The sequence below is a fragment of the Alteromonas sp. ABH4_453 genome, assembly GCF_056160665.1.
Genome location: NZ_JBSWXP010000002.1, coordinates 424,909 through 437,665, shown reverse-complemented (window position 1 = coordinate 437,665; position 12,757 = coordinate 424,909). Strand labels below are relative to the sequence as shown.

The 12,757-nt window shown below is 43.7% G+C and carries 11 protein-coding genes; 7 read left to right on the top strand and 4 right to left on the bottom strand.

All coding sequences use genetic code 11. From position 1 onward, the window contains the following. Positions 1-197 precede the first annotated feature (197 nt). A complete protein-coding gene (locus ACXAGV_RS05345; protein ID WP_474872370.1) occupies positions 198-497 on the top strand; it encodes a hypothetical protein in 300 nt (99 codons plus the stop codon). A 103-nt stretch (positions 498-600) separates the two neighbouring features. Here ACXAGV_RS05345 and folE read toward each other — a convergent pair whose 3' ends face one another. Continuing rightward, entirely contained in the window at positions 601-1,284 is a 684-nt protein-coding gene (folE, locus tag ACXAGV_RS05340; protein ID WP_474872369.1) for a GTP cyclohydrolase I FolE, read from the bottom strand. Positions 1,285-1,444: 160 nt separating this feature from the next. On the opposite strand from folE, the gene folM reads away from it, so the two are divergent. The 5 genes from folM to ACXAGV_RS05315 all read left to right on the top strand — a co-directional run bounded on the left by folM (position 1,445) and on the right by ACXAGV_RS05315 (position 6,934). Further along, on the top strand, positions 1,445-2,152 hold the full coding sequence (gene folM, locus ACXAGV_RS05335) for a dihydromonapterin reductase (protein ID WP_474872368.1): 708 nt from the start codon (positions 1,445-1,447) through the stop codon (positions 2,150-2,152). Positions 2,153-2,266: 114 nt separating this feature from the next. Next, positions 2,267-2,815, top strand: a complete 549-nt coding sequence (locus ACXAGV_RS05330; RefSeq protein WP_474834610.1) for a hypothetical protein — start codon at positions 2,267-2,269, stop codon at positions 2,813-2,815. A gap of 4 nt (positions 2,816-2,819) precedes the next feature. Next, positions 2,820-4,838, top strand: a complete 2,019-nt coding sequence (locus tag ACXAGV_RS05325; protein ID WP_474829457.1) for an alpha/beta hydrolase family protein — start codon at positions 2,820-2,822, stop codon at positions 4,836-4,838. A 151-nt stretch (positions 4,839-4,989) separates the two neighbouring features. Next, positions 4,990-6,054, top strand: a complete 1,065-nt coding sequence (locus tag ACXAGV_RS05320) for an agmatine deiminase family protein (RefSeq protein ID WP_474872367.1) — start codon at positions 4,990-4,992, stop codon at positions 6,052-6,054. Beyond that, positions 6,041-6,934: a carbon-nitrogen hydrolase gene (locus ACXAGV_RS05315; protein ID WP_474872366.1), complete on the top strand. Its 894-nt coding sequence runs from the start codon at positions 6,041-6,043 to the stop codon at positions 6,932-6,934. Before ACXAGV_RS05320 ends, ACXAGV_RS05315 begins: the two co-directional genes overlap by 14 nt. A 116-nt stretch (positions 6,935-7,050) precedes the next feature. Here the strand turns inward: ACXAGV_RS05315 and pdeM are convergent, their stop codons facing one another. Both pdeM and ACXAGV_RS05305 read right to left on the bottom strand, forming a co-directional pair. Beyond that, entirely contained in the window at positions 7,051-7,755 is a 705-nt protein-coding gene (pdeM, locus tag ACXAGV_RS05310) for a ligase-associated DNA damage response endonuclease PdeM (RefSeq protein ID WP_474872365.1), read from the bottom strand. Positions 7,756-7,794: 39 nt separating this feature from the next. Continuing rightward, positions 7,795-10,305, bottom strand: coding sequence for a ligase-associated DNA damage response DEXH box helicase (locus tag ACXAGV_RS05305; protein WP_474872364.1), 2,511 nt, complete (start codon positions 10,303-10,305; stop codon positions 7,795-7,797). A gap of 273 nt (positions 10,306-10,578) precedes the next feature. On the opposite strand from ACXAGV_RS05305, the gene ACXAGV_RS05300 reads away from it, so the two are divergent. Further along, a complete protein-coding gene (locus tag ACXAGV_RS05300; protein WP_474872363.1) occupies positions 10,579-11,790 on the top strand; it encodes a DUF418 domain-containing protein in 1,212 nt (403 codons plus the stop codon). Between the two features lie 92 nt (positions 11,791-11,882). Here ACXAGV_RS05300 and ACXAGV_RS05295 read toward each other — a convergent pair whose 3' ends face one another. Further along, a complete protein-coding gene (locus tag ACXAGV_RS05295) occupies positions 11,883-12,698 on the bottom strand; it encodes a putative porin (RefSeq protein ID WP_474872362.1) in 816 nt (271 codons plus the stop codon). Positions 12,699-12,757: the final 59 nt, after the last annotated feature.

The window sequence follows — 12,757 nt, the reverse complement described above, 5'->3', positions numbered from 1 at the left end:
GAGGGGTTGATAGTTCATTTACCTCTTACCACGTTAGAAAACTTCTTACAGCTGTTCAGCTTGTTTGACGGTAACCTAACGTGTAAGTAGTACTTTACCAATGTGTGTGGTTTGTTTTTTGCAGCTTCTATGTAGAGCGACTCTCGATAGAGCGTTGCCGGCAATTTGATTCTTACCAATAGGGGCCGTCAAATTTAATGCATAGAAGCAGTACAAATATCTTTTTTCACACAGCGGATTTCGACTTACGTCATATGGATATGTTAAACATGGTAATGGATAAAACGATGCAAAGTGATAATGCGTTGGAATACATGTGCCCCTATTGCGGCGCAATTAATGACTTTTATTTAAACTCTGTTCGCGACATGTATAACGAGCAACATGAATCGTGCGGGTGTTGTAATAAGGTGTTCAGCCTAACAGCAGCTGATGGTATAGGTGGTCGTGTTAATCTTATTGTCGATGCGCTAGATTCAGAGCTTATTATTAAATAGTTCGACATTAAAAGCCTAACGCTCCACTCTTATCAATACCCTCAATTGAAAAAGCCGCTTCAAGAGCGGCTTTTTGAGTTCTTCGTTAGAATATGGAAAGACGTTAACGAAAAAACTCTCGCTTTAATTCGCTATCAGTGAGGAAACGACCACCAAGTGCAGATGTTTTCGTATACGAGTTGGTATCGCGAATCCCCCTCGCTTTAACACAGTAGTGCGTAGCATTAATACTTACTGCTACATCTTCGGTGTTAGTAAGAGTTTGTAACGCTATTAACACCTGCTGTGTTAAGCGCTCCTGTACCTGAGGACGCTGAGCAAAGAAACCAACAAGACGATTTATCTTTGAAAGACCAATTACTGTGCCTTTGGGTATATAAGACACCGTTGCCGTACCATCAATAGTCACAAAGTGATGTTCACAAGTACTCGTTAGACTAATATCAGAGACTTGCACAGGCTGGTCGATCTGCATCTTGTTTTCGATGGCGGTAATTTTCGGAAACTTTCGGTAATCTAAGCCGCCAAAAATCTCATTTACATACATTTTGGCAATGCGTGTGGGCGTGTCACAAAGGCTATCATCTGTTAGATCAAGCCCTAGCGTGTCCATTACATCTCGCATAGCACTTTCGATTCGTTTGCGCTTTTGTTCGTCAGTAAGACCATTAGCCACCATAGGCGTTTCTAAACCTTTGGCTTCTAATGCATCTCGTACACGTTGCGCTGGCTCTGATATAGAGGGGTCTAGTGCATCACGCACAATTACCGCTTCTTTTGCTAACATCACTTTATCCGTTGTTACTTCTTTTTTGCTCTTTTACGACTTTCAACTCGTTAGAGATCGATTACTCGGCAACATGACTTTTATTTAATGTCATTGCTACCTACTGTGCACTTAGCACAAAATATAGAGACCGTTACCTTTCTATTAAAAGGACATTACCTTGAAATCACCTGTATTGATAACAGGCGCAAGCCAACGATTGGGCTTAGCAATGGCTGAAAGCTTACTCGAACAAGGCCGTCACATTGTTGTGACTTATCGAACCCATCGTTCGAGTATTGCACTACTTAAGGATAAAGGCGCCACAGTCATACAAGCCGATTTTAGCACTGAGGCGGCTATTGATCGAGCAATTGATGAGATTAAGGCAATCAGTAAAACCTATCGAGGAGTAATCCACAATGCGTCAGATTGGGCACAGGAGAAAGATAACGATAATAAACACGAACTAATGCAGCGCATGATGATGATTCATGCCGTCGCCCCCTACCGCATAAACTTGGCACTAGAAGAGGCATTATGTGGCTGTGAAGTGCCAGCTGACATTATTCACATGACCGATTACGTTCAAGAAACGGGAAGCGCGAAACATATGGCTTACGCCGCGAGCAAAGCTGCCTTACACAACCTCACCTTGTCCTTTGCAAAAAAGCTGGCGCCACGTGTCAAAGTGAATAGCATTGCACCCGCTCTACTTATGTTTAATGAAGGTGACGACGACGCTTATCGACAAAAGGCAGTAAAGAAGTCGTTACTTGAAATTGTACCTGGCGCACAAGAAGCCGTGAAAGCCATGAATTACTTATTCGATAGCGAATACGTGACTGGGCAAACGCTTCATTTAAATGGCGGGCGGCAATTAAAATAAAGAAACGAAACCGTTATATCCTTGTTGATTTTACCCACCGTAATTTGTAGGGTTGTTTAAAATGCTCACATAAAAAATTTGTGATAAACAATAAACTATCAAGGGAATGAAGTAATGAAAGCTGTACTCGCATTATTGCTTTTTGTATTTTCCACACCACTTATCGCTAATACAACCACAGTTGAACCACTAGGGCCTGATGAAGGCTACGCTATCATCGCACTATATTCTAAGGGCTACACGGAAAGTGTAGTACTTAAAGGTAATGGGTTAACGAACAAATATACATTTGGCCCTCTTAATCACTCACAACATTTTGATGTGATTAGATTACCTGCGGGAACCTACACGTGGGACAAAGTGTTCGAACGTACTGGCTCCCTATCGAAAGGAAACTTACTTGAAAGTTACATGGATCTAGAAAGCTTAGATCTTACTTTTACTGTTCAGCCAGGTAAGCTCAATTATACCGGACTATTCATGATAGAGAGGCTGGGAAGCCGAGCAAATATCAAAGTACTTAATCGCACGTCTATCATTCTCAAAATTCTTGAACAAGACTTTTCCCAATTTGCGGATAAATACGATATTGCTAACGGCTTATACCCTGACGATCACTATATCGACTTCTATTTAAAACATTCTGAAAAGACGGGGGAATAGCCTGATGTCTATCAATAAACTGCTGGTTACTCTTTCAATAGCCGTCTTAACTCTTGTTTCATTACAAACGCAAGCCGACACTGCTCAATCTACCGATTTTCAAACCGAGTCTTTTTTTAAAGATGCAAAGTACAAACTATTTTCGGTAAATCCTTCGGGTACAGCAATTGCCTACATTGAACCTAAGAGTGACTCATACAATTTGATAATTCACGATTTAGTTCGCGGTACAAAAGACGACCCAATTACATTTGAGCGTCAGCAAATGCACGTTCAACATTCAAACAGAATAATGTCATGGGAACGGCACTTTAATTATATTGCTGAATTAGTATGGCTCTCTGATAACTTCATCTCATTGAAGCAATACTCTAATGGTCGATTCCATCGCTATGTCATTGTGGAATTTGCCGATCGCACTAAGTCACCCAATCCTCCGTTTCGATTATCATACATTTCACAACCGGGTCATTGGTTAGACACACTTCCCAATAAACCAACCCATGCTATTTTTGCTCGTTACGAAGATGATGACGAATACAATTACTATGTTGACTTATTCAACTTAGATTTATCTCAGAAAATCACAGAAAGTGACTTCCGCCGCAAATTAAAACTAAATAAGTCTGGCCCTGATTTACAAGACTGGATTTTTGATGCAAGAGGCTGGCGTTTAGGTGGAAGCAGAACTGTTGATGGCATAACCGAAGTTTTTGCAAGAACGGGGTCAAAGCCTCGTAAATATCGCTACAAAGAAATGTGGAAGAGCGATAAAAACGACGCTGTTAAAGTGGTAGGTGGCAGCGAATCAGGCGATAAACTCTTTGTTCTAACTAACCACCGTAGCGATAAAATAAATTTGCGTAGCTTTAATACACAAAGCAAACAGTTTGAAGACATAATATTTGAGCACCCAAATTACGATTTAACAGGCGTTCTCAAACACCCTGAGACAAAAGACATCATAGGTGTCTCCTTTCTTGAAAAAGGAATGAGCAAACAACTCTATTTCTCCAATAACTACAACGAATTAGTCTCTCGCTTAAAGACCCAGTCCAAAATTGATGGCGTTTACGCGATTGACATGGACGCCTCTGGTAGCAATATTTTGTTTGTCGCAGATGATAGTGCAAATCCAGAGCAAGTCTTTTATTACAATCGCCAACGCGACACCTTTAGTCACCTTGTGGATTTATACCCTTGGCTTTCAGACAAAAAACTTAGCAAGACCGCCCTACTCAAACTCAAGTCTGACGATGGGGTAGATTTAGAAGCGTTTCTGACATTGCCTGAAGCAAAAAAACCTCCGTTAGTTGTTATCCCACATGGCGGCCCCATTGGCGTAAACGACTCTCGACACTACTCAGGCAACATTCAAGTACTTGTTGATGCCGGTTTCGCCACACTGCAGGTTAACTACAGAGGTTCGTCAGGGTACGGAAAATCATTCAAGCAGCAAGGTATGCAGCAGTGGGGACGTCTTATTGAAGATGATATTGAACAAGCATTGTCATATGCGAAAGCACATCACAATATAGATGCTAAAAATGTATGCATAATTGGGGGGAGCTATGGAGGCTACTCTGCGTTGTATAGCATTATTCGTTCTCCTGAACTTTATCAGTGCGCCGCCTCGTTTGCTGGCGTTACCGATCTCGCATTACAATTTCAGCGAAGTGACGTCCAAAACGACGATATCATGACTCTACTAACTGAGATCATTGGAAACCCTAGTACGCAAAAAGAAGAACTGTTCAAATACTCACCGCTGTATCAATTTAAAGGTATTACCAAGCCTGTGTTTATTGCACATGGTACTGACGATACCGTGGTAGATATAGAGCATGCTTATCGCCTTCACTTTGCGTTAAAAGATAATAATATTAAACATGAGTGGATGGTATTAGACGACGTAGGGCATGGATTCGATTATGTAGAGGACGAAGCAAGATACTATAACGCGCTAATAAAGTTTCTGAATAAACACCTCAAAAAAGACAGCATGACAGCGACACAAAGCTAAGCCTTTCCCGGTTAATAGTGATAGCGCTTTACTTCACAAGCGCTATCACTAATCGTCACCGCCAATTAATTTCATCGCCATTTGCCTTGGTCTCCTGCTTAGGCATAGCTATAATCCGAACCCTATTTTAAAAGCGACTTGGAATTCTACTATGCACGGCAACCGTATTATGGCGCCTGAATGGCATAACATTGATGCTGTTATATTGGCATGGCCGCACGCAAACACCGACTGGGCACCATGGTTGGAAGAGGCGAGAGCGACCTATCTAAATGTGATTGCAGCAGTAAACCGCAATAGTGCTGGTGTTATTTTGTTGTGCGCGCCAAATGACGTTGACGGTCTTAAATCTCGTTTACCCGAGAGCGCCCGAGTGCTTATTGTTCCAGCATCTTTTAACGACACCTGGATGCGCGACTATGGTTTTATTACCTGTAAAGACAACGAAGGCAATGGCTCACCTGTAGAATTTCGTTTTAACGGTTGGGGAAACAAATTTAACGCCGCTGAAGATAACCTGGCTAATCAGCGTTACCTCGCCGCCATGTGTAAATCTGTGCTTCGCAGCAGCCCAATTGTGGCTGAAGGTGGCGCGCTGGAAATTGATGAAGACGGTCACTTACTAAGCACCGCACAGTGTTTACTTAACCCTGAACGCAACGGTGACATGTCGCTAAGTGCTTACGAAGACGCATTTAAAGATATGCTAGGCTGCAGCAAAGTTACTATTTTGCAGCATGGTCATTTAGAAGGCGATGATACTGACGGCCACATAGACACCTTAGTGCGCTTCACGCCGAACAAAGGCTTAGTGATTCAGGCGTGTAAAAACCGTCCTAATGACAGTCACTTTGAAGGGTTGAAAGCGTTGTGCGACGAGTGCGCCCTTGAACTGCCTGATCATGAACAGTTTCATTTATCGCTTCCTAATATTGTAAATGACGAAGGGGATCGCCTGCCGGCATCGTACGCAAATTACTTAATTTGTAACAACGCAATATTATTGCCTGTTTACGGTGAAGAGGAAGACGCAGAAGCCATTGAGACTGTACAAAGAGCACATCCTAATCATATTGTTGAACCAATCGATTGCAGTGTACTCGTAAGACAATATGGCAGCTTGCATTGCATTTCCATGCAGGTTCCCACAAATACGTTAAAAGATTCAATTATCACCACCTTAAAAAAAGGAGTGTCTATACATGCGCCCAGCTAAGCTAAAAGTGGGTCTGGTACAACAGGCCGTTGCTGATAACGACAAAGCAACGAACTGGAATAAAAGTGCCGAACAAATTGCTAAATTAGCGGCTGAAGGCTGCGAGTGTATTCTTCTTCAAGAACTGCATAGCACCCTGTATTTTTGCCAGCAAGAAGATACTAACGCCTTTGACTTGGCTGAGCCAATTCCAGGCCCAGCGACAGACTTTTTCGGTGAACTCGCTGAAAAGCACAATATCGTATTAGTGACGTCGCTATTTGAAAAGCGCGGCTCAGGGTTGTATCACAACACCGCAGTCGTGTTCGACCGCAGTAAAGAAATTGCGGGCAAATACCGTAAAATGCATATTCCTGATGACCCAGGCTTTTACGAGAAGTTTTACTTCACACCGGGCGATATGGGCTTCACACCTATTGAAACCAGCGTAGGTAAACTTGGCGTATTGGTGTGTTGGGACCAGTGGTATCCCGAAGCGGCGCGTCTAATGGCGATGGCAGGTGCGGACTTGTTGTTCTACCCCACCGCAATCGGCTGGGATTTAACTGACACAGAAGAAGAACGTACCCGTCAGCATGGTGCATGGGAAACCATTCAGCGTTCTCACGCTGTGGCAAACTCAGTACCGGTTATCGTGGCAAACCGCACTGGTTTTGAAGCTTCACCAGTTGAAGGTGATCCAGGCATTCAGTTCTGGGGACAAAGCTTTGTAGCAGGCCCGCAAGGTGAGATTTTGGCCAAAGCCGAAGCCGACGGTGAAACCACGCTAACCGTAGAGCTTGATATGGAACGTACCGAACAGGTTAAGCGCATTTGGCCTTACTTCCGCGACCGCCGCATAGATGCCTACGACGAACTAACCAAGCGCTGGCGCGACTAGCCTAAATAATGGGGTCAGAGTACATTTTCCAAGACAAGTCTATGTCACAAAATGTACTCTGACCCCTTTTTAAATTCTACCGCGGTGGAAATGTACTCTGACCCCATTTTGGTGGTTCATACTTTAAATATAATGTTGTCGTAGAGCATGAATACCTGTCGTGAACGTTTTGGCAGAAGCGTTAGCATTACCTCTTCATCTATATCCAGCCCACCAGTGAACTGACCAAAGGCTGGCATCACAAGTAAGTTTTCGTTGTTGGTAAAGCATTTACCTGAGTAACGACGGCGAGATATAGTGGTGCGCTTTTTAGGGTGATAGTGACCGATAACTTGCGCTCGCTTTTCGTTTAATTCCGGCTCATGCCTAAATACAATATTATCTAACACTATTTCAAAACACGACGTACCCGGTATGCAGTCGGGTAAATCTGGGTCATGATTACCTTCTACCCACATCCACTCATTCACTTTATCAACAAGCCTACACAAGTGCTGACGGTCATCAAAGGTCATACGAGACATACTGTGCTTGTCGTGAAAGCTATCCCCTAAACTTATTACTCGCTTGGGCTGGTAATCATCAATAATGCTTTCCAGGCGTTTGAGTGTGGCGGCTGAATCTAAACTGGGCAACGGATTGGCATAGCTACGTAAATAACTACCTTTTTCTAAGTGAAGATCAGACACTATCAGCCAGTCGCATGCGGGTAAATACGCCACGCCACGTGCATCTAATAACCACAGGTAGTCTGCATATTTCGTAATGGTGATGTGGCGCTGACTGGCTTTTTCAGTCAGCCACGCGTCGGTTATTGCCAACTTACCCTCTTGTTCTTTTCATTTGTGAGTTCATATTTCCTAGTCAACGCTAGTCCCTGAGAGTAACGCGCGAACTTCATCTAACATGGTTTCAGCTTCGGCATATAAATTAGCTTGCTCGATGATAGCCTGCGCACCAGCGCCTTTCACTTGCTCACTGCGCACATCCAGCACTATAGGAATGGCCATGGGCGACGGCTTTTCAAGATTCACTAATGTCGCTGAATCTACATAGCGAATAAGTAAATTAGCGAGTCGCCGTAAATCAAGTAGCTCACGCTCTGCATCGGCCCGAGCTACTTTAAGTAAGATATGGTCGCGGTCGTGTTCACGCAACGTATCGTAAATAAGGTCAGTGGAGAACGTGACCTGCTTCATGGTTTTTTGGCTGGCGTGATAGCGCTGTTCAGTGAGCCCACTCACCACCGCCACTTGCCTGAACGAACGCTTAAGCATAGGTGCCTGTAACATCCAGTCTTCAAGCTCATCCCCTAAAATATCAGGCTGGAATAGCTGATGCAGCTGCCCTTGGGTGATGGCGTTTACTGATGCTACCGATAATCCGTAATCGGTCACGCTAAAGCTTAACGGCTTAATGCCCATTTTTTCCATTCGACGAGTTAACAACATGCCCAGGGTTTGGTTTGCTTTGCGTCCGTCGAAGGTGTAGTACAAGGTATAATGCGCCTGCCTAAATGGAAACTGCTCCACCAGCACCTTTTCAGGGCTAGGTAGCTGAGAGAACGCCTGTTGAAGCTTAAGCCACTCTTGTACCTGTGAAGGCAGTGCTTTCCACGACTTTTGACTGGCCAAAATAGCCCGTACGCCTTCCGCTAAATAGGTAGACAGCGGCATTTGGCCACCCGCGTAGCTTGGTATTTTTGGCTCTTTTGCTTTTGCAGGCTTAGCATGTAGCTGCATGTCGCGAATAGCCTCAAACCGCAATATTTCGCCTGCAAAATAAAAAGTATCTCCGGGTGTTAACTGCTGGGCAAAGTACTCTTCTACCTCGCCAATGATTTTGCCTTGGTTTCCCCTACGAATACGCTTTACCTTTAAGCGTCCTGCCTCAACGATTGTGCCTATATTTTGCCTGTGTCTCTGTATAACTCGCCGATTTGCGGGCGCAAAAGTGCCATCGTTGTTTTGCATTAAACGCTGATATCGTTCATAAGCATTCAGGGCACTGCCACCGTCTTGGGTGAAGCGCCACAGCTTATCGAAATCATCACTATCCAGCCCCTGATAAGGCGTCGCAGTAAGTATCTCCTGATACAAGTTATCAGGGCTATCAGCTTTGCTACATAAACAGTTCAAGATAAACTGCGGAATGATGTCTAGGGCCCCTGGCTGAGGGCTTTCGCCATCAAGTTCACCTTTTTCAATAGCGGTGATCGCCGCCTGGCATTCCAGCGCTTCAAAACGGTTTGCTGGCACGAGCAGCGCTTCGCTAGGCTCATCTAACCTGTGGTTTGCTCGTCCTATCCTTTGCAGCAGCCTGCTTACGCCTTTAGGAGCACCAACTTGTATAACCTTGTCTACATCTCCCCAGTCGATACCTAACTCTAACGCAGAGGTACACACAATTGCCCTTAGCATACCGCTCGCCATCATAGCTTCGGTTTTGCGCCTTTGTTCTTTGCTCAAACTGCCGTGGTAAAGCGCAATGGGTAATGCAGCCTTGTTTGCCTCCCACAGCATTTGAAACAACAGCTCTGACTGAGCGCGGGTATTAACAAATACTAGCGTGGTCTGTGCATTTTCTATGGCAGCATAGATATCATCAATGGCGTAACGGGCCATAAAGCCACCAAAAGGCATGCGCGCTTTAGAGTGCAGCATCTCAACTTTTGGCTTCTCCCCCGCTTTTACTTTAATGATATTGGCAACGCTGTCACTGCCTGCCAGCCACGCGCCCAAAGTTTCAGGAAATGCTACGGTCGCTGACAAACCTATGCGTTTGCAGCTTGGAGAAAGCACGCTTAATCGCGCTAAGGCAAGAGATAAAAAGTCGCCGCGTTTATTCGCCATTAAGCTGTGGGTTTCATCGATTATCACGCGTTTTAGCTTACCGAAAAGCTTATCGGCATCGGCGTAGCTCAACATCAGCATAAGGGATTCGGGGGTAGTAAGTAAAATATTAGGCGGCTTTTTACGCTGTCGCTGACGCTTATGAGAAGGCGTATCGCCAGTACGCGTTTCAGCAGTAATAGGCAGCGACATTTCTTCAATAGGCTGTAACAGATTGCGATGAATATCTTGGGTCAACGCTTTAAGTGGTGAAATGTACAGGGTATGCAAACCATTAAACCCACCTTGCTTACCCTTGTTTTTAGCTGAGTTTTCAGCTGATTCATTTACTTCATTTAACTCACTCAGCTCTACCAAACTCGGCAGAAAACCTGACAAGGTTTTACCCGCCCCTGTTGGTGCTATCAGTAACGTACAGTCATGTTTATCTTTTTCCACCAACATGGTCTGTTGATAAGCACGTAGTTGCCAGCCTTTTTGCTTAAACCACTTAGCGAAAGCGCAGGGAAGTAATGTCATTTACAGTATCTGTTTTGCCTTTTCCGCTTTATACGCCAATTCGTTAGTTAAGTTTATATACGCCAACGCCTTACTTTTTGCCTTTGCCATAAACATCAAGGCTAAGCGCAATATAACTTTCTTGAAAAAATAAGTATCTCCTGTACTTTTTATTTATTAGTGGATTAGAGCTATTAGCAATAGTTAATATTCGGATACACTTTAATTGTCGACACTACGTAAACGAGTACACCACGCTCGCTAAACTACAAAATAGGATTACAGGGAACGTAAATGCGAATTCAATCGATAGATGCCATTAGAGGTTTAGCAATCCTTGGCATATTGTTTTTAAACATTGCATACCATCAAAATTTTCACACCGGCTACGCGTTCTTTGAAGAGCCACTTTTATCTGATGAGATTATCTCAACATTTAGCGCGCTTTTCTTAGATGGAAGATTTCGCACCTTATTTTGCCTGTTGTTTGGAGCAGGTTTAGCGATTCAATTTGATGCTTGCCAAAAGCGTGGGCACAACTTTCTAGACTTTTCTAAATCTCGGCTTAAATGGCTATTTTTATTTGGGTTAATACATGGTGTTTTAGTATTTGGCGGAGACATACTGCTTTATTACAGCCTTTGCGCCTACTTTGTACTAAAACACCTAACGTTAGACCAAGAAGCGCTTCGTGCAAAAAGCGTTAAATATCTTATTGTGGGCAGCATTATTATGCTTGTTTTTGGCATAGTACTTACGCTTGGATACGACTACGGTGGCGCACCGCCCCTTAGGTCTAGTGATGCCTACGCCGAAGAGGTTACAAAATGGCAAAGTAGTTATTTGTTCCAAATTGGGGTTCAGGCTTCTTTTGTTCTTGCTACCGTGATTGCAGCACCTTTTTCCATGCTGTGGCAGTCGATGGGGCTTATGATGTTTGGTGCCTACCTTTATAGAAGTGATTTCTTTAACCTTGGCTTTTCTTCCTCTGTATTTATGAAAGTGGCTATAGTTGCCGTAGCCGCTTCTGTTATTACTGTTATTCCTCAGTTAATGTTTGAGCAGGTAACGTCGGATGTTATTCCTATGTTTACCAGTATCCCCGCTATTTTCTGTGCTTTCGCCTACGCTCATCTGTTAATCAAAGTGAAAAATACTACCACTTGGTGGTATCAGTCACTTATTAACTGCGGCAAGGTGGCGTTTACCCTCTATCTAACACAATCCATTGTTCTGGCTGTGCTGTTTCGTGTGATTATGCCCGCTTACTACCCCGACTTTGCCTATACCGTGACGCTGCTCGATTTGATGTTAATTACCCTTGTGCTTACGGCAATTCAAATTTTGCTGGCGAATTTTATTACTAAGCATTTTGATCAGGGACCATTTGAAGCACTATGGCGAAGACTGTACCTACGCAGCTTTTATAAGAAGCAACAAAGTAAGCTAGATACCGGTTTGATTGCAGAGCAAGAGTTGGCGACAGAGGCAGACAAAACCTCATAGCTAACATCTGTACTAAAAGACGTTATATATATCCGATTCAACCCAAAAGGACCAGGGTAAAACCTGGTCCTTTGGCATATTGGCGTAACTATCTAGAATCTGAAAGTGCCTAGCAAAGTAGCCGAGCCTAATTGGTTTTCGTCAGTATCATAGCCTAACCCAAATTCGATAGATGAATGCGGGTTAAACCAGTAGTGAGTACCTAATTCAATAACATTGTCAGAGCCTATTACTTCATTGCTTTCGTGAATGTAGGTTACGCCCACGCTCCAATCAGGGCGGAAGTAATAATCTGCATCTAGCTCGACGGAGAACTCGCCATCAAACTGCGTAGCTTTTAACTTGGTATCCCAGCCTGGAAGAAACTTGCCAGCGCGTTGTCCAAAGCTCGTATATCTTGCAAATGCACTGTAGCTAAATTCAGAATCTGAACGCTCTTCACTGCTGCCAGAGTCATCTAAACTGAAAAGCTCTTCATTTAGATGAAAGTACTCTATGCCAATGCCATATTCCCAATTTTGGTTCGCAAAAGTAGACACCTCTACCGCATAGCGATTTAATGTTTCGTCAAAAAATCTATTGTCGTTGGTTACACGTCCGTAACGACCTCGAATTACCAGTGCATTCGAGTAAAACCATTCTCCTCGAACATTTACGCTGTCGATGTTATCTATGCCAAAATAATCCACAGAAACATTGTTCGTTCTTTGAAGATAGGGGCTAATCGACCAAGGTTGCTGGTCTATATTGACTGATTCAAAATAGTAGCGGTAACTTGCACCAATAAAGTTGTCATCGGCATCACGGACATCAGAGAAACCTAATGCGATTTCATGCTGAATATCAGTTGATTGGGCAAAGACGGGAAGAGTTAAAGAAGCAAGCATGACTGTGCTTAAACGTAACACGTGACAATATCCTTATTCAAAATGAGCATCCCTGCGACGCTCTCACTAACTAGACGCCA

What these genes read in the sequence shown, in the direction of transcription:
- ACXAGV_RS05315 (WP_474872366.1), top strand. Translation starts at nt 6,041, where the DNA reads ATGCGCCCAGCTAAGCTAAAAGTGGGTCTGGTACAACAGGCCGTTGCT.
- ACXAGV_RS05320 (WP_474872367.1), top strand. Translation starts at nt 4,990, where the DNA reads ATGCACGGCAACCGTATTATGGCGCCTGAATGGCATAACATTGATGCT.
- ACXAGV_RS05300 (WP_474872363.1), top strand. Translation starts at nt 10,579, where the DNA reads ATGCGAATTCAATCGATAGATGCCATTAGAGGTTTAGCAATCCTTGGC.
- ACXAGV_RS05325 (WP_474829457.1), top strand. Translation starts at nt 2,820, where the DNA reads ATGTCTATCAATAAACTGCTGGTTACTCTTTCAATAGCCGTCTTAACT.
- ACXAGV_RS05345 (WP_474872370.1), top strand. Translation starts at nt 198, where the DNA reads ATGCATAGAAGCAGTACAAATATCTTTTTTCACACAGCGGATTTCGAC.
- ACXAGV_RS05330 (WP_474834610.1), top strand. Translation starts at nt 2,267, where the DNA reads ATGAAAGCTGTACTCGCATTATTGCTTTTTGTATTTTCCACACCACTT.
- folE (WP_474872369.1), bottom strand. Translation starts at nt 1,284, where the DNA reads ATGTTAGCAAAAGAAGCGGTAATTGTGCGTGATGCACTAGACCCCTCT.
- ACXAGV_RS05305 (WP_474872364.1), bottom strand. Translation starts at nt 10,305, where the DNA reads ATGACATTACTTCCCTGCGCTTTCGCTAAGTGGTTTAAGCAAAAAGGC.